Here is a 16,310-nt window from a genome sequence, read left to right on the forward strand (position 1 = left end):
GAACCTGTAGGAGCTGGCTTGCCAGCGAAGAGGCCGGCGCATCCAACAGCTCTGGTGACTGACACACCGCCTTCGCTGGCAAGCCAGCTCCTACAAGGGATTTGTGGCCATACGCAGCTTTCGTGTGCGATGCGGAACCTGTAGGAGCTGGCTTGCCAGCGAAGAGGCCGGCGCATCCAACAGCTCTGGTGACTGACACACCGCCTTCGCTGCGATGCGGCGATCCGACAAGCCAGCTCCTACAGTGGATCGGGTGTTGCCGCGGGAGCGCGGCTACCTGAAGAAATGACTCGGGGTCTTGCCGAACTGTTTCTTGAACATGCTGGTGAACGCACTGGGGCTGTCGTAGCCCAGCTCCCCGGCAATGTCGATGATCTTCTCGCCGACGGCGATGCGCTCCAGGGCCAGCAGCAGGCGCGCCTGCTGACGCCATTGGCCGAAGGTCATCCCGGTTTCCTTGCGGAACAGGCGCTGGATGGTTTTCTCATCGAGGTCCAGGCGTGCGCTCCAGTGCGCCAGGGTCGAGCCATCGCCGGGATCGCGCTGCAACGCCGAGCACACCACCTTGAGCCGTGGGTCCGTGGGCTGAGGCAGGTGCAGAGGCAAGGTCGGCAGGATCCGCAGTTCATCGAGGATCAGGCGCATGACCCGGCCCTCGCGCGAGTCCGCCTCGTAGGGTCCGCTGATCTCCACCGAGACCTTGATCAACTCACTGAGCAACGCCGAAATACTCACCGCTCGGGGTTCCGCTGGCATATCCGCAGCCGCCTCGGGGCGCACGAACAGGCTGCGCATTTTCAACGGGCCGACACAGCGAATCGAATGAATATGCCGGCTCGGCATCCAGATCCCGCGGCTGGGCGGCACCGTCCACTGGCTCAATCCAGAGTGCACCACCATCACGCCTTCGATGGCGTAGATCAGTTGGTGGGCCTGATGGGAGTGCGCTTCGATCACCCAGTTTTCCGGGTAGTCGGTGGCGCTGCTGCTCACGGCGCAGGCGCGCCCGTCGATCTCCCTGAGGAATTCATCCAGCGACTTGATCATGATGCCCTTTTTGCGATAGTCGATTCCCGAATTGCGCGAGACAGGCAATCGGACGCCCCCTAGGATAGCGCTGAACCCTGAAATGGCCAGCGCTTTTACCCCGCGCCGGCCGCGCTTTTTCTCTGGAAGGATCCCATGTCCATCAGTACAACCGCCTCCGCCACTACCTCCAAGAAGGCCACCGCCTCGGTGGCCAGCCAGGCCAGCCCGCTGGTGATGCGCGTCATCGGCGCCTGTGCCCTGGCGCACCTGATCAACGACCTGATCCAGGCCGTGCTGCCGTCGATCTACCCGATGCTCAAGGCCACCTATGGCCTGACTTTCACCCAGGTCGGCCTGATCACCCTGACCTTTCAACTGACCGCTTCGCTGCTGCAACCCTGGGTCGGCTACTACACCGACCGCCACCCCAAGCCGTGGCTGTTGCCGGCGGGCATGGTCTGCACCCTGATCGGCATTTTGATGCTGTCGATGGTCGGCAGCTTCGGGGCGATCCTGGTGGCCTCGGCCCTGGTGGGCATTGGCTCGTCGACCTTCCACCCGGAAACTTCCCGCGTTGCGCGCCTGGCCTCGGGCGGACGCTACGGCCTGGCCCAGTCGACCTTCCAGGTCGGCGGCAACGCCGGCAGCGCCTTCGGTCCGCTGCTGGCGGCGGCCATCGTCATCCCATACGGCCAGGGTAACGTCGCCTGGTTCGGCCTGTTCGCGGTCTTCGCCATCCTCGTGCAATACGGCCTGAGCCGCTGGTACCGCAACCACCTGAACCTGTTCAAGCTCAAGCAAGGCACCAAGGCCACCCATGGCCTGTCCAGGCAACGGGTGACTTTCGCCCTGGTGGTCCTGGCCTTGCTGGTGTTCTCCAAGTATTTCTACATGGCCAGCTTCACCAGTTACTTCACCTTCTACCTGATCGAGAAGTTCGACCTGTCGGTGGCCAGTTCGCAGCTGTACCTGTTCCTGTTCCTCGGCGCCGTGGCAGCCGGCACTTTCTTCGGCGGGCCGATCGGTGACCGGATCGGGCGCAAGCAGGTGATCTGGTTCTCGATCCTCGGCGCCGCACCCTTCACCCTCGCCCTGCCCTACGTCGACCTGTTCTGGACCGGCGTGCTGAGCATGATCATCGGCTTCATCCTCGCCTCGGCCTTCTCGGCCATCGTGGTCTTCGCCCAGGAATTGGTGCCCGGCAACGTCGGCATGATCGCCGGGGTGTTCTTCGGCCTGATGTTCGGTTTTGGCGGCATCGGCGCCGCGCTGCTCGGGCACCTGGCGGATATCCACGGCATCGAGTACGTGTATACGCTGTGCTCGTTCCTGCCGCTGCTGGGCATCCTGACGATCCTGTTGCCGTCTACCAAAGGCGTTTAACGGCCAGGTTTTGCGCCAGCGTCAAGGCATTGCCCAGTGCCGCGCCGCTGGCGGTGTTGTCGAAGATGCACCAGGTGGACGACCCGTCGGCCGTAGCTGCATGCATCTCGCCCGCCAGGCGTTCCAGCCGCTGCTCGTCATAGGGGCTGTAATAGATGCGTGGCGAGCCATGCAGCCGCCAGTATTTGAGGTCCGGCCATCCCCGTGGAGTCGAGTCGGTGCTGATGCGCGAAGGATCCACCGCAGCCTGCGCAATGCGATAGTTCACCAACAGGGCCTCGGCCTCCGTCCAGGATTCGTGTCGGGGTTCAAGCACCACATCCCCTGCAAAACACCGCCTGAGACTGACGAAAAAAGCCTCGGCAATCGGCTCGACAAATTCCAGAGACGGCGGCAATTGCACCAGCAGGCAGCCCAAGCGATCGCCCAAGCCGGAACATTGCTGCACAAACTCATCGAGCGCCTGGTCACAGTCCTGCAGTCGCTGTATGTGTGTGATCTGCTTGGGCACCTTGACGCTGAAGCGAAAGCCGGCCGGCACGCAGGCGCCCCAGCGCTGGTAGGTTTGGACGCGATGCGGGCGATAAAACGAGCTGTTGATCTCAACGCAGTTCAGTCGCGCCGCATAACGCTGCAAGTGGGTGCCCTCTGCCGTGAAGGCGGCCGAATATTCCCGGCCCAGGCTCCATCCGGCGCACCCTGTGAAAATTGACTGAACATTCACATCCATCTACCTCCCCCTGCTTATGTCTAAGGGCACAAAGCGGCTGCGGCGGTTCCTTTTTTCGTTCACGACAGTGGATCAATGGTCGAGCGCCATAAGTGATCGCCTTCGCGTGAAAACAGTTGCAACCAATGGTCATCAACCCCGGTCGACATCGAAAAGCCAGCCATGGGGATTTGCAGATGATAGGAGTGATTGTGCCGGTGCATAACGAGGAGCAGCGCCTTGAAGAATGCATCGAGTCGCTGCTGGCGGCGTCTTTCCACCGAGATCTGGACGATGAGGAAGTCAGGATCCTGATCGTCCTGGACGACTGCACGGACGCTTCCCTCGACATCGCCCAGGCCTATGACGTGTGGACGCTGAGCTGCAACCACCGCAACGTTGGCAAGACCCGGGCCCAAGGCGCCGAACACCTGCTGGCGAAGGATGCACGCTGGCTGGCCTTCACCGACGCCGACAGCGTCGTTCCCGATACCTGGCTGGCAGAGCAGATCAGCTTCAACGCGGATGCGGTTTGCGGCCTGGTGGAAGTCGCCGACTGGTCCGAACATCCGGAACGGGTGCGCGAGCGCTATCACGCCAGTTACAACCTCGTTGACGGTCACCGGCATATCCATGGCGCCAACCTCGGCGTCTCTTCGGCGGCTTACCGCAAGGCGGGTGGATTCCAGGCCTTGCCCGCTCATGAGGATGTGCAGCTGGTGGCCGATCTGGAGCGCAGCGGCGCGCGCATCATGTGGACGGCGAGGAACCGGGTCACCACCAGCGCCCGCCAGCACTGCCGGTGCCGGGAAGGTTTTGGCGACTACCTGAAGTCGTTGGCCTTTTGACTATTGGCAGGTCTCGGCAAGGTCGATCGAGGTCGCGTCACGGCTCCAGTATTCAAGGAGGAAATCCGCTTCTTCATGACGCATCAGACGATGCAGATTCAGACGCTCGGCAAGCGCTGCGTGAACGTCGCGGCCGTCCTGGGAACAGCCTTCGATCGGATGCAACCAGTGGCAGGCCAGCACGCTGCCCGCCGGGCCCAGGCTGCGCAAGGTCTGCTCGATGACCTGATGCCATTCGCCTGCATCGAGGAAGTAGCCCACTTCGCTCAGCACGATGAGGTCAAACTCGCCGTCCGGCCAATCCCGGGGAATACGGGCCTGCTCGACGCGGACATGTTGCAGGCCACTCAAGCGCTGGCGCGCCAGTGCCACCGCCTTCGCGTTGATGTCCTGGCACAGCAACGCGTCGCTGCGCTCGGCCAACTGCGCACTGAGTTCACCGTTGGCGCAGGCCGGCTCAAAGACCCGTTGATAACGCTGGCGCGGCAGGCTGGCCAACGTCAGTTCGCGCTTGCGCTTTTCGTACCAGCGGGTACGAAAGGACCAGGGGTCATCGCTGGCCCTGAACATTTGCTCGAAGTAGTCGGGCGGCAGGCTCATAGAAACACCAGTTCAAAAGGTTGCATCAGGCGTTCGAGGGTTTCTCGACTCAACACCGCCGGTGGGCTGACCTGCGAGACATGGGCGGCAATGGCCTGGCGCTTTTGCGCCAACACCTGGGGATCCAGCAGGTATCTGTGCGCCCGTGCCCAAGGGATACGGGCATCGTCCGGTCGCGCCCAATGCCACGCCCAGACCGGCACTTCGATCAGACAGGCCCGTTGCTGCGCTACCGCGTTGGCGGTCGCCTGGCCTGTCGCCTCGTGATCGCAGTGGCCGTCGAAGCGCCAGGTGGTTATCACCCGATCCTGCGGGCGAATCAACGCCGCCAGGCGTTCGATCAGTAACGCCTCCTGCCCCGCTACGCCGCTGTCGGGCAAACCCAGGCGCTGCCAGTCCAGGGCAGTGACATCGAGCCCCATGCGGGCGAGCGCGCGTGTACTTTCCAGTGGGCGCTCGCGGCGCAGACGCGTCGGGGTCCAGTGGTGCGACTGCGGATGACTGGCTTCGCCATCGGTGACTGCGATCATCAGGACGTCGGCCTCCCTGCCCTGCATCCCGGCGAGGATGCCGGCGCAACCGAGCACTTCATCGTCAGGGTGCGGAGCGACCACCACAAGGCGCTGCCCCGCAGGCACCAGCTGGTGGTGGGTGATGGTGGGCACCCGCGCCAGCCAGTCACTGGCCTGCCATTGGGCCAACGATGTGCCGGGACCCTGGATGAGATTCTCCCCTTGAGATACCGACTCGGCGATCACAGCTCCCAGCCCTCAAGCGGTTGCGCGGCGACCTGCTGTCCAAGCTGCGCCAGGTCCTTTTCGGCATGGCTCTGGCGCACGAATACCGGCAGGTCGGCGGCGAGCCTGGCGAAGTGACTGTCACGACAGAACGGCGTGGCCCCCAACCCGCGCCCGACATGGGCCAGCACGCTGTCGACCGCGACTTCGACCTGGGCGCGCAGGCGCCGGACCGGAAGTTGCGGTGAGCTTTGGGGGTTGTCATCGATCCAGCGAGCCGTTTCCCGCAGCGCCGCCCTGGCCATGCACAACGCCGCATCGACAGCCCCCAGATGCGCCTCGGCATGGGCGTCGTGATACGGCTGCGTGCAGTGCTGGCGAAGGTAACCGGCGAGCGCACAGGCGGCGCCGTACCAGCACGCGGCTATTCCACCCCCGCCCTGCCAGAAGCCGGGTCGGTCGACATACTGTCCGGGCAACCCGACACAACGGCCAAGGGCACCTTCGAAGAGCAGGTCAATGCTGGCCGTACTGCCCATGCCGACCGCCTGCCAGCCATCCTCGAGTAGCCTGATCGTGGGCTGGCGCAACGTGAGCGCCACCAACTGCGGCCGCTGCTGTTCATCCCACGCCGTCACGAGCGCCTGATCGAGCATGGCGGCGCCGGAACACCAGGCCTTGCGACCCTGCAGGTAAACATTGCCTGCATGGCGATCGACAATCTCGAGCCGGGCAAAGGGCGGCTCGGCCGCCCAGGTTCCCCAACTGCCCGCGGCCGCAGGCGAGTCGGGCTCGAGCTCGGCCATGATTGCCAGCGCATCGGTATGACCTTCGAACAGCTTGGCCAGCCGCAGGTCGCTGGCGGAGACGGCGGCCAGCGTGCGCCAGCGTTCCAGCGTACGGCCCTGCCCGGGCATTGGCAGGTCAGCAAATCCAGCCCTGATCAGTTGCTGCAACATCGGTTGCAGCGCAGCGTCCGCGGTGCTTATCGCTGGCCGACAGGCAAACGGCTGCAGCAGGCGTTCGAGGGTTGCCGCATTGCTCATGGCCCATTCTCCCTTCTGAGTGCTCTTGAAACTCATGACTTGAAGTTGAGAGGCAGGCAGCCTGCAGGAGTTCATTGCATCTGTACGTGTATCGCTGAGCCCGTTTTTTAGAACCACCCGGGCCAAGGCAATGTCTCTGCTCTATAGACACCCTTCACAATGGAGGAGAGCTCGAATGAGCAACTCGCAAGCGGGTGCTCCCGCACAAAAACTGCTGTTTGAACGCAATGGCTGGGTGCCGAACAACCCGCGCCTGCCGGTGCTGATCTACCCCAAGGCCATCGCTGTCCATGACGACGATCCAGCTGCCCTGTTCGAGCAAACCTTCAGTGCCAACGGCTGGCCGCCGCAATGGCGCTATGGAGTGTATGACTATCACCACTACCACACCGAAGGCCATGAAGTGCTTGGGGTGGCCAGCGGGCATGCACGCCTGATGCTGGGCGGGCCCGATGGCCTGGTGCTGGAAGTCGGTGCCGGGGATGTGCTGCTGTTGCCGGCCGGCACCGGTCACTGCAACCTGGATTCGAGCGACGACTTCCTGGTGGTCGGCGCCTACCCGCCGGGCCAGCACGCCGACATTTGCCGTGAAGCGCCGAGCGCTGCGCAACAGCAAAGCATCGACACCCTGCCGTTTCCCGAGCAGGACCCGGTGCAGGGTTCCCATGGCGCGGTGAGCGAACATTGGTCAAAAGGTCAGCCGAGAAATATCTAGAACTCGTAGCCCGGGCTTCGATCCAATGTATACCCACTGGAGGCCAGCGCCATGAACAACGATGACCGCATCACCCCTGCCGACACGCCGACCGAGGAGGATGAAAGCCTCGAACCTTCGCCCCCCGAAACCACCGAGGAGCAAGCCGAAGACCTGCGGCGCAAAGTTGACGAGATACAACGCAAGGTGGCGGACGGCAACTGATCCGGCGCTGCATCAATGCCGCCGGGTCACGGTCAACGCCACCACGGCGATGCGCTCCACCCGTTCATAACCGGGTTTGAGCAGTTCCTCGCCGAACACGTCGGGGTCCAGCTCTCGATAGGTCCAGTCGTACCTGTCGTCACTCAGCAGCGGCTGTACGGACTCCAGGAAGGGGTCCGTCCCGGCGACCATCGCCACCCCGGTGTACAACACCAGGCTGCCGGCCTTTTCCAGGCGCGGCAGCGATTCGCGGACGATGCGCACAGACAAGGCTTCGCCCAGCGCGCCACCGCCATGGCGATAGGCGCGTTGCTGGCTGTCGTTCATGTAGGGCGGGTTGGCGATGATCAGGTCGAACTGCCCTTCGACACTGCCCAGCACATCGCTGTGGTAGGCGCTGACATTACTGGCCTGGGCCAGCTCGGCATTCACCGCCGACAGGCGCAGCGCCCGTGGATTGATATCCACCGCCAGCACTTCGGCCTCCGGCCGGGCAAGGGCGATAACCAGCGCGCCAATGCCGGACCCGCAGCCTATGTCCACCGCTCGCCGCACGGGTTCCGCGCGCTGCTGCAGATGGGCTTCGATCAATTGCGCAAAACGATAGCTGTCGGGTCCGAAGAACACCGAGTCGCTCTGCGTGGTCGGATACGCCGAATGGGCAATCAGCAAGCGCCCGAGGCTTGACCAGCGCACCGTAGCGCGCCAAAGCGATCCCTCCTTTTCGACGATGCCCGCCTGTTCCAATTCAGCCAGCTGCTGCGGTGAAAACAGCCCGTGCTCGAAAGGCATCGACCAGCCGAACACATCACGCAGGTCCTTGGCCAAGAGCGGCACAAAGCGCTGGCACACCCGTTCGTGGGTCAAGGGCGTCGGGGTGATGAAACGGTAGTCCTCGGCAGCGAGAAGCCTGCCTAGCTCCAGCAATGTGCGATCGGCTATCTGTTGTCCTGACATGCATGACTCTCCTGAAATCAGCGCAAACGGGCCACGCATTCAATGAAAAGTCGCGTGGCGTAAAGTCCGGCGGGTCGACAATGGCGCTGGGCCGAAAGCCACGGGATCAGCAATTGCAGTTGTTGCCGCGGTGACTGGTCGCGCAGGGAATCCTGCAACGCCTTGAGCTCAGGGTCGTTCGCAAAGGCTTCATCGGCGAAGGCATCGTCGGATGGCGCCCGGCGTGGCACAGGCTGGCGTTGCGGGTCTTGCCAGTCACCGGCGATCCAGTCGTGCAGCAGTTGTTTTTCATAGCCACTGAACACGCCGAACATGGCCGCCGTATCGCCCTCGATCAATTGCCAGAATCGGCTCTCCTTGGGCGGGCCATGCCGTTTGATCCAACCCTTGCGTTGCAGCGCGCCGAGAAACTCTTCGATCTGGCCCGGAGTCGCCAGCCACTGATTGACGGTCTGGCCTTCGACCTTGCAGTAATCGGAATGCATGTGCTGGCCGAAGCTGCGTTTGCGTTCGAGCATGGCGATCACTTCCTGCTGCAGGTCGAAGCCTGCAATCACCGCCGTCGAGCCCGGCCCCAGGTCATTGAGTCGATAGCCGATGGCGACACGCCGATAGAACTCCTCCCGTCCCTGCTCCATCGGCATCAGGTCGAGCAGCGCTTCAATCGCCTTGCGTCCGTGCCCGCTGCTGACGTTGTCGATGGTCACGTGCAGGGTGAAATAGTACGGGTCGATCCCCAGCTCACGCAGTTCATAGGCGCTGATCAGCAGGTGCAGCGGCAATTGCTCGTAGCCGAGGTTGTAGCCGATCACCTCGGGCATGAACCTCTCGCTGCACTGCCCCAATGCGAGTTGAATCGCACCTTGGCGAAAGTGTTCGTCGAGCAGTCCCTGTCGGTCGCCACAGTCGTGCGCAGCCAGCAGCTTGCGGTAGATCACCACGTGATTCTGCCGTGGATCGCCGTTGCCCAGCTCTTCCAGATAAGTGCTCAGAAGCCCGTCATAACGCAGGTCCTGCCAGTGCTCGAGCACACCGGCCAGCCAGGCGCCGTCGACCTCCTTGGTCGGCGCTACCCGTTGCAGGAAAAACAGGGCATGGGCCTTGTTCGAGAAATACCGACGTGGCCCGCCCTGCTTGCGTTCCTCGAGGTAGAGGGCATAGTCGCGCGCGACGTCGGCGCAATGTTGTTCTGACCATGCCGCCAGCTGTCCTGGCGCTTCGGGCAGATCACAGGGCAGTTCAGCGACCTCGGCCAGTTGCTCGCGCAGGAACTGCTCGCCCAGCGCTGCTGCTTGTGGGTCGTTGCTGTACAGCAGATCGTAGAGTTCGCGGTACTGGCCGCCGGCGCCGGCATCCGCAAGCGTCGAAGGCGAACCTGTCAAGGGCGTGAATAGGGTCATTGGCTGTTCTCCTGGGCAGTACTTCGATCTATCACCGGGCGCTTTTCCTAGCGCCTGTCGTCGGACAAAGGTGTTTGCTCATCTGCCTCAGGCAGCTTCCTGTCGCGCTCGTTCCATTCCTGCTCGCCCTCTTCATCGTCGAGGTCGGCCTGTTTCAGGGGATCGTATTTGCCCGGATCGTCCGACGTGGGTAGCGTCTTGTCCGGGTCTTGTTTGTTGTCCTGGAAAGTCGACTCGCTGGACATGTCTCACCTCACAAACTGTGCCCGGGTTTTCCGGGTCGTACAGCTTTGAAGGCGTCCAGGGGATTGCGTGCGTTCGAGTAGACGAGCGGCATACACGCTTGCAGGAGATCGACATGCCAGCGAAGGCGCCCCCTGGCCGACCAGTCTCTCGCAGCTACACCCGATCTACTGTAGGAGCCGGCTTGCCGGCGAAGGCGCCCTCCCAGTCAACCAGTCTCTCGCGACTGTACCCGACCTACTGTAGGAGCCGGCTTGCCGGCGAAGGCGCCCTCCCAGTCAACCACTCTCTCGCGACTGTACCCGACCTACTGTAGGAGCCGGCTTGCCGGCGAAGGCGCCCTCACAGTCAACCACTCTCTCGCGGCTGTACCCGACCTATTGTGGGGCCTGCCGACGATGGCGGCCTGACAGCCGACCTGTTCCCAAGTGAACGCATCTTGAATGCCGTGGGATTACCGCCGCGTCCCTCCCTTCGTCAACCCCGCAAAAAATCCTACAGATCCGGCACGCAGCCATCTCGGACGCATCCTACGCGCTCATCGGAAGCGTCCGATCCCATCCTTTATCAGATTCCTGAAAGCTCTCGTGTGCTTGAACGAGGGTGGAAAACCAAGCCTCCCCGTATGCCGATCCAGCCCAGGGAGGACTGATTTTGTCCAACACACCGCGCATTTTCTTTGACCACACTCGCCACAAGTTCACCATCTACCGATTCGACGCTGTCTTCGACGTCCTGGCCTTCGAAGGCCAGGAGCACCTCAGCCAGCCCTTCACCTATCGCATCGAATTCACCTGCACCAATCAGGACCTCAGCGCCGAGCAGATGCTCAACAAGGACGCTCGTTTCAGCCTGTACCCCTCGCCGCCAAAGCCACCTTACCCAGGCTTTCCAGCGCCCGAGTACAAGCCGTTGCGCAGCCTGTACGGCATGGTCAACAACTTCCAGCGCCTGTCCAGCTCCCGCGACGAAGCCCGCTATGAAATCACCCTGCAACCGCGTCTGGCGCTGCTCGCACACGGCCGCCAGTACCGCCTGTACCAGCAGCAGTCGGTCCCGGAGATCGTCGAGCACATCCTGCGCAGTCGCCACGACTTTCTTGGCCAGCACTTCCTGTTCCAGCTGGTGCGTGAATACCCCCGCCGCGAGCAGGTCATGCAGTACGGCGAAAGCGACCTGGCGTTCATCGAGCGCCTGCTGGCCGAGGTCGGCATCTGGTACCACTTCAGCCACGACGACCGCCTGCAGATCGACGTCGTCGAATTCCACGACGACCAGCGTCACTACCAGTTCGGCGTAAAGCTGCCGTTGCGTGCGCCGGCCGGTTTCGCCAGCGGCGAGGACGGCGTGTGGGGCCTGCAAACCCGTCACCAGGTGGTGGAGAAATCCATCAACTTCCGCGCCTATTATCACCGCGATGCCCGGGCCCGGCTCGATGGCGAAGTCGACCAGACCCGCGCCACCACGACCACCACCTACGGCGAGGCCTACCACTACGCTGAACCCTACCGCGTGCTCGGCGATCGCCTGGACCAGGACGAAGACCTGCAAAGCGAAAGCGGTTTTTTCTACGCGCGCCTGCGCCACGAACGCTACCTCAACGACCAGACCCACCTCAGCGGCGCCAGCAGCAGCGCCACCCTGGCGCCGGGCCAGGTGCTGAAAATCGCCGACGCGCCCCAGGCCTTTACCCCCGGCGCGGTGATCACCGGCCTGCACACCCGCGCCGCCCGCGACCGCAGCATCGAAGTAAATTTCGAGGCCATCCCCTACGCGGAAATGGTCTGCTTCCGCCCGCCGGTCCCGCCCAAACCGATCATCGCCGGCACCCTGCCGGCCCGCGTCACCAGCGGCAAAGCCAACGATCCCTACGCCGAAATCGACCTCGAGGGCCGCTACAAGGTCAACTTCCTCTTCGATCGCGACCCCTGGAAGCTCGGCCAGGAAAGCATGTGGCTACGCCAGGCGCGCCCCTACGCCGGCGACACCCATGGCCTGCACCTGCCGCTGATCTGCGGCACCGAAGTGGCCATCGCCTTCGAACAGGGCGACCCCGACCGCCCCTACATCGCCCACGCCCTGCACGACAGCGATCACCCGGACCACGTGACCCTGCGCAACTACAAGCGCAACGTGCTGCGCACCCCGGCGAACAACAAGCTGCGGATGGAGGACAACCGCGGCGAGGAGCACGTGAAGCTCAGTACTGAGCACAGTGGCAAGAGCCAGCTGAACCTGGGGCATCTGGTGGATGCGCAGAAGAAAAAACGCGGGGAAGGGTTTGAGCTGAGGACGGATGGGCATGGCGCCATTCGTGGCGGCAAGGGGTTGTTCATCAGTGCGGATGTGCAGGCCAAGGCCCAGGGCGAGGTGCTGGAAATGGCCGCTGCGCTGGGTCGTTTGCAACAGGCAGGGGAGCAGATGCAAGGCCTGTCCAGCGATGCCCAGGCGGCCCACGCCGATTCCGCCGATGTGCAGGCCCAAATATCACTGATGCGCGAGCAACTCGATGCACTCAAGGCTCAGGTGATCCTGCTCAGCGCGCCCCAAGGCATCGCCTTGAGCAGTGGCGAGCACCTGCAACTGGCGGCGCAGGACAACCTGATGCTCAACGCCGGTGGCCAAGCCGACTTCAGCGTGGTCAAGCGCCTGTTCATGGGTGTGGGCCAGGGATTTAGCCTGTTTGTGCGCAAGCTGGGGATCAAGCTGATTGCCAACCAGGGCCCGGTCAGTATGCAGGCCCAGAACGGCACCCTGGAACTGCTGGCTCGTCACGGGCTGTCGATCACCAGCACCGAAGATGAAATCCACCTGACCGCGAAAAAGAAAATCTCTCTCAACGGCGGGGGCAGCTATCTCAGCCTCGATGCGGGCGGCATCGAATCGGGAACGTTGGGGGATCACAACGTCAAGGCAGCGCACTTCGAGTTCAGCGGCCCAGCCAGCATGACCGCTACGCATCCGGATTACCCGCCACTTCAATCCAGACAAACCTTGCGCTTTGAGATACCGCAAGCCCCTAACGCCTCCGGCCTCGGCTGGGCGGGCATGCCCTATACGCTGTACGCCGACGGCGCCGTGCTCCAGCGAGGCGTGCTGGACAAGACCGGACAACTGTCGATCGATCATCAGGTCGTCACCCGGGGTTATCGGCTGGTGATGGCCAACAGTGTGGTTTACCAGATCCCGACGCCCACCGATTACCGCAATCCCGAACAGGCGCACCTGGCCAATGCGGGCTTTCACAACCACCCATCGAAAAACCATTCCGAGGTGAGTCAGCCTACCTCGCACACGGAGTACCGCACCTTGTACTCCACCGTAATGGATGACCTCAGCCCCAAGGAAGAAGACAGCCAATGAACCCGTACGACATCGTGACCCCCGCCGCACTCCAACACACCAGCCAGGTCACGTGCACTACGCCCTGGTACGTGCGCAACACTGAATACCCTCCCGCCATGGCCACCTATCGACCCTTGGTCAACGGCGAGGAAACATTTTGCGCCGTGCACTTGGCCATCGCCCAGGCCACCCGGACCGTGGACATCGTTTGCTGGGGATTCCAACCGTCGATGTTCTTCATTCGCGATGGCAAGGCACCAAGCATCGGTGACCTGCTCCTGGCCAAGGCTCGCGAAGGCGTGCGCGTTCGAATGCTGGGCTGGGAGATGCCATTCAATTCGGCAGGTGTTGGGGGTGAAGCCAACTTGCCCGGCAAAGGCTCGATTAGCATCAGAGATCGAGCGTTACAGCGCTCAACCGAGGCGCAATACGCTGAAGACCGCGACTGGTTCGCCCGATGTGCGGTCGCGGACGACAAGGCGGCGCAGCAGGCCGGAAATGGCTTGCCGCGGTTCGTCAGCCGCGGATTCAGCTGGGAAGAACGGGCGGAAATTTCCCATTGGGTGAAATATGAAAGCCTCGACCCGAACATCAGTGCGCAGATGCGGCAGGCTTTGAAGCTCACGCCCTCACACCACCAAAAAACTGTCCTGATCGATTACGAACTGCCCGACAGCGCCGTCGGTTTCGTCATGGGCCACAACATGCTCGACGAGTATTGGGACACCGATCGACATTCGGCGCTGAACCGTTCTGAGGATAGCAAGCCAGCACCCAACGCCGGCCCGCGTGGCGATACCCCACGCCAGGACATCTCCAGCCAGGTCAGCGGACCGATCCTGGAACACCTGCACCACAACTTTGCTACGGCCTGGCGCAAGGAAACCGGTGAGGACCTGCTCGACTCGCGCCAGGCCATGCAGATCGGGCCGCAGCTGCAATGCACCCCAGGCACGACCCGCCAGATAGCCCAGATCTTGCGTACCCAGGCCCAGGAAGGCAAACGCGATATCGAACAGCTCTACCTGAAAGCCGTCAACAACGCGACTCAGTTCATCTACATCGAAAACCAGTACTTTCGCTGGCCACCTCTGGCCAAGTTCATCAAGGCGGTCGCCGCCGGCCAGACCCAAGCCGGGCGCGACCCCGGCGTGCATGGCGCACTGCACCTGTTCGTGATCACCAATGCCAGCCACGACAGCGTTGGCATCGGCAGCCTGAACACCCAGCGCATGCTCGCCAGCCTCGGACGGGCCGAGACCATTCCCGAAGTCACGAAGTTACAGCGCATCGAGGAGGTGAAAAAAAATGCCCCACCCCAGCCACGCCCCGAACCCCGCGACCGCGTCGGGCATCGAGAACTGGCCGAGTGGCAGGCCAGCCTCGATCATCACATCCAGCGGGTCAAGGACAGCACCATTGTCCCGGAGGACATCCCCAACCTGAAGGTTCACGTGTGCTCGCTGGTCGCCCCTGACTCCCCAGCCGGCAAGGACTGGATGCCGGTGTACATCCATTCCAAGCTGATGATCGTCAACGACGTATTCACCACCCACGGCTCGGCCAACATCAATACCCGCAGCATGCAGGTGGACAGTGAGCTGAACATTGCCCATGAATGGGCGAGTGTGACCCAGGCACTACGGCGGCGGTTGTGGGATCTGCATACGGATGGGAGAGGTGTGCAGGACGATGCGGACAAGGCATTCAAGGCTTGGCGGGACATTATCAATAACAACAAAAAGCTCCAGGAAAAAAAGGATATGCCCTATGCCTCCCTCGTCGAATTTTATTACGGCAAAGCCAAGCTGAGGGACTTCGACTGATGCGTCGGCTCCTCTTGCTGTCTTGTCTATTACTGGCGGCTTGCGATAGCCGCAGTGTCTTTACCTATACGAAGAAGGACCCTCATGTGAATCCACTGACTGAGATCAAAGCCAAACTGGCTTTCACCTGCGCCCACGAGAAAATTCCCGCCCCTAGTGCCAAGACCGATGTCTTGTTCCAATACGCGCGCTGGTTACAAAAAAACAACCAGCTCAAGCAGGACAAAAGCGTTGATGTCGAAATCGAACGGCTGTACCGCATCGCCGCCGAGAACGACCACTACAAGGCCAATATCAACCTGCAAAACGGCGCCATGCGTGGCCACTTCAATCTTCGTGGCGATGAGCATTTACGCCTGAGTCAGCAATTGATAAATGCCGGGGTGGCCACGGGATATTACTTTGTCGGCATCTTCCTGCAACAAGGCTCAGCCGGGTTGAAGCAGGATCCGCAAATGGCCTTGCGGTACTACCGCAAGGCCGCCGATCAGGGTCATGCCCAGGCGCAATACGATGTGGGAGACAAGCTGGCTCCCATCGACATTGCTCCCGACGTTGCCCGGCAAATGCGGCGTTGCGCTGCCGAGCAGGAGCATGGTGGTGCTGCTGTCATGTTGTCGATCTATCTGAAAGATGAAAAAAAGTATAAAGAAGCAATTGAAGTCTTACAGATGGGCATTGCCGGTGGTGATGAGAGCGCTGCGGGACGCTTGGAGGAGGCGTTCCGTGCCCCACATCCCACTAACACGCTGTACTACCTTGGCCAACCGGAGGACATCGAGCGCGCCGAGCGCTACGAGAAAATCTGGAAAGTGCTCTCTGGCTACTCCTACGCGAACCCCAAAGTCCCCGAGATCAACGAGATCGTCCCGCTACCACCCGCCGAGCTGCCCGCTTGGGACGGCAAGCTGCAATGGCTGGAAGAACGCCTGGCAAACATCCCACCAGAAAAACCCAGTGAAGCGCTGATTCTTAAATTGGCCAAGGCCAAAGCCCTCGATCCCGCCACCGGCCGACCGCTGCCGGATTCTCCCGGCTTCATCCAGGCTACTTCCCCCAGGCCGACCTGCAACAGCGGCCAAGCCTGCCCGCAACCTGGCTACTGGAAGGCCGATATAGGTGGCCAGTTTTTCTCGCGCCTCGAAGGTGCACAAATTCGCCGTTTCGAGAAGGGCGAAATCCTGCCAACAGTAAAAATCCAAAGGCACCACAGCCGCTTCTTGCTCGCCGACCGAGTGATCGTCGAAGAGGAAAATATCAAATGGATA

Annotated in this window: 15 protein-coding genes; 7 read left to right on the forward strand and 8 right to left on the reverse strand. The window is 62.1% G+C overall.

The genetic code is table 11. The features are described 5' to 3' along the window. Nucleotides 1–273: 273 nt before the first annotated feature. Nucleotides 274–1,095: an AraC family transcriptional regulator gene (locus tag SOP85_RS29505; protein WP_274077545.1), complete on the reverse strand. Its 822-nt coding sequence runs from the start codon at nt 1,093–1,095 to the stop codon at nt 274–276. 87 nt (nt 1,096–1,182) lie between these two features. Here SOP85_RS29505 and SOP85_RS29510 point away from each other — a divergent pair, with 87 nt between their 5' ends. Then, nucleotides 1,183–2,412, forward strand: a complete 1,230-nt coding sequence (locus SOP85_RS29510; RefSeq protein WP_274077546.1) for an MFS transporter — start codon at nt 1,183–1,185, stop codon at nt 2,410–2,412. Here the strand turns inward: SOP85_RS29510 and SOP85_RS29515 are convergent. Beyond that, nucleotides 2,396–3,142, reverse strand: coding sequence for a DUF72 domain-containing protein (locus tag SOP85_RS29515; RefSeq protein ID WP_323629202.1), 747 nt, complete (start codon nt 3,140–3,142; stop codon nt 2,396–2,398). The genes SOP85_RS29510 and SOP85_RS29515 overlap by 17 nt on opposite strands. A gap of 176 nt (nt 3,143–3,318) precedes the next feature. Between SOP85_RS29515 and SOP85_RS29520 the strand changes: the two genes are divergently transcribed. Then, a complete protein-coding gene (locus SOP85_RS29520) occupies nt 3,319–3,969 on the forward strand; it encodes a glycosyltransferase (protein WP_323629204.1) in 651 nt (216 codons plus the stop codon). Here SOP85_RS29520 and SOP85_RS29525 read toward each other — a convergent pair whose 3' ends face one another. Genes SOP85_RS29525 through SOP85_RS29535 form a run of 3 tightly spaced genes read right to left on the reverse strand, consistent with a single transcriptional unit; the run spans nt 3,970 to nt 6,352 of the window. Beyond that, nucleotides 3,970–4,569, reverse strand: a complete 600-nt coding sequence (locus tag SOP85_RS29525) for a class I SAM-dependent methyltransferase (RefSeq protein WP_166621361.1) — start codon at nt 4,567–4,569, stop codon at nt 3,970–3,972. Further along, on the reverse strand, nt 4,566–5,270 hold the full coding sequence (locus SOP85_RS29530) for a PIG-L deacetylase family protein (protein WP_323629206.1): 705 nt from the start codon (nt 5,268–5,270) through the stop codon (nt 4,566–4,568). The genes SOP85_RS29525 and SOP85_RS29530 overlap by 4 nt, the downstream gene beginning before the upstream one ends. A gap of 53 nt (nt 5,271–5,323) precedes the next feature. Further along, nucleotides 5,324–6,352, reverse strand: coding sequence for an acyl-CoA dehydrogenase (locus SOP85_RS29535; protein WP_323629207.1), 1,029 nt, complete (start codon nt 6,350–6,352; stop codon nt 5,324–5,326). A gap of 175 nt (nt 6,353–6,527) precedes the next feature. Here SOP85_RS29535 and SOP85_RS29540 point away from each other — a divergent pair, with 175 nt between their 5' ends. Together SOP85_RS29540 and SOP85_RS29545 are read left to right on the forward strand one after the other, a co-directional pair. After that, a complete protein-coding gene (locus SOP85_RS29540; RefSeq protein ID WP_323629208.1) occupies nt 6,528–7,067 on the forward strand; it encodes a cupin in 540 nt (179 codons plus the stop codon). Between the two features lie 51 nt (nt 7,068–7,118). Continuing rightward, entirely contained in the window at nt 7,119–7,271 is a 153-nt protein-coding gene (locus SOP85_RS29545) for a hypothetical protein (RefSeq protein ID WP_166621360.1), read from the forward strand. Nucleotides 7,272–7,283: 12 nt separating this feature from the next. Here SOP85_RS29545 and SOP85_RS29550 read toward each other — a convergent pair whose 3' ends face one another. From SOP85_RS29550 to SOP85_RS29560, 3 genes are read right to left on the reverse strand one after another with little or no spacing between them, the layout of a single operon-like run. After that, nucleotides 7,284–8,228 carry a class I SAM-dependent methyltransferase gene (locus tag SOP85_RS29550; RefSeq protein WP_323629209.1) on the reverse strand — a complete coding sequence of 315 codons (945 nt, stop codon included), beginning with the start codon at nt 8,226–8,228 and terminating at the stop codon, nt 7,284–7,286. A gap of 17 nt (nt 8,229–8,245) precedes the next feature. After that, complete coding sequence (locus tag SOP85_RS29555; protein ID WP_323629210.1) at nt 8,246–9,628, reverse strand: iron-containing redox enzyme family protein; 1,383 nt, start codon at nt 9,626–9,628, stop codon at nt 8,246–8,248. A gap of 47 nt (nt 9,629–9,675) precedes the next feature. Then, complete coding sequence (locus SOP85_RS29560; RefSeq protein ID WP_166621358.1) at nt 9,676–9,873, reverse strand: hypothetical protein; 198 nt, start codon at nt 9,871–9,873, stop codon at nt 9,676–9,678. 652 nt (nt 9,874–10,525) lie between these two features. Here SOP85_RS29560 and SOP85_RS29565 point away from each other — a divergent pair. From SOP85_RS29565 to SOP85_RS29575, 3 genes are all read left to right on the forward strand, one after another. After that, on the forward strand, nt 10,526–13,234 hold the full coding sequence (locus tag SOP85_RS29565) for a type VI secretion system Vgr family protein (RefSeq protein WP_323629211.1): 2,709 nt from the start codon (nt 10,526–10,528) through the stop codon (nt 13,232–13,234). Continuing rightward, nucleotides 13,231–15,042, forward strand: a complete 1,812-nt coding sequence (locus tag SOP85_RS29570) for a phospholipase D-like domain-containing protein (protein WP_323629212.1) — start codon at nt 13,231–13,233, stop codon at nt 15,040–15,042. Before SOP85_RS29565 ends, SOP85_RS29570 begins: the two co-directional genes overlap by 4 nt. Continuing rightward, nucleotides 15,042–16,310 (forward strand): SEL1-like repeat protein (locus tag SOP85_RS29575; protein WP_323629214.1); only part of this gene is annotated, 1,269 nt, incomplete at its 3' end. The genes SOP85_RS29570 and SOP85_RS29575, both read left to right, overlap by 1 nt.

The sequence above is a fragment of the Pseudomonas sp. YuFO20 genome, from assembly GCF_035064975.1.
Taxonomy (GTDB): domain Bacteria; phylum Pseudomonadota; class Gammaproteobacteria; order Pseudomonadales; family Pseudomonadaceae; genus Aquipseudomonas; species Aquipseudomonas putida_AE.

Coding starts and splice junctions, on each gene's coding strand:
- SOP85_RS29550 (WP_323629209.1), bottom strand. CDS start 8,228: ATGTCAGGACAACAGATAGCCGATCGCACATTGCTGGAGCTAGGCAGG.
- SOP85_RS29570 (WP_323629212.1), top strand. CDS start 13,231: ATGAACCCGTACGACATCGTGACCCCCGCCGCACTCCAACACACCAGC.
- SOP85_RS29555 (WP_323629210.1), bottom strand. CDS start 9,628: ATGACCCTATTCACGCCCTTGACAGGTTCGCCTTCGACGCTTGCGGAT.
- SOP85_RS29520 (WP_323629204.1), top strand. CDS start 3,319: ATGATAGGAGTGATTGTGCCGGTGCATAACGAGGAGCAGCGCCTTGAA.
- SOP85_RS29545 (WP_166621360.1), top strand. CDS start 7,119: ATGAACAACGATGACCGCATCACCCCTGCCGACACGCCGACCGAGGAG.
- SOP85_RS29535 (WP_323629207.1), bottom strand. CDS start 6,352: ATGAGCAATGCGGCAACCCTCGAACGCCTGCTGCAGCCGTTTGCCTGT.
- SOP85_RS29525 (WP_166621361.1), bottom strand. CDS start 4,569: ATGAGCCTGCCGCCCGACTACTTCGAGCAAATGTTCAGGGCCAGCGAT.
- SOP85_RS29560 (WP_166621358.1), bottom strand. CDS start 9,873: ATGTCCAGCGAGTCGACTTTCCAGGACAACAAACAAGACCCGGACAAG.
- SOP85_RS29510 (WP_274077546.1), top strand. CDS start 1,183: ATGTCCATCAGTACAACCGCCTCCGCCACTACCTCCAAGAAGGCCACC.
- SOP85_RS29515 (WP_323629202.1), bottom strand. CDS start 3,142: ATGGATGTGAATGTTCAGTCAATTTTCACAGGGTGCGCCGGATGGAGC.
- SOP85_RS29540 (WP_323629208.1), top strand. CDS start 6,528: ATGAGCAACTCGCAAGCGGGTGCTCCCGCACAAAAACTGCTGTTTGAA.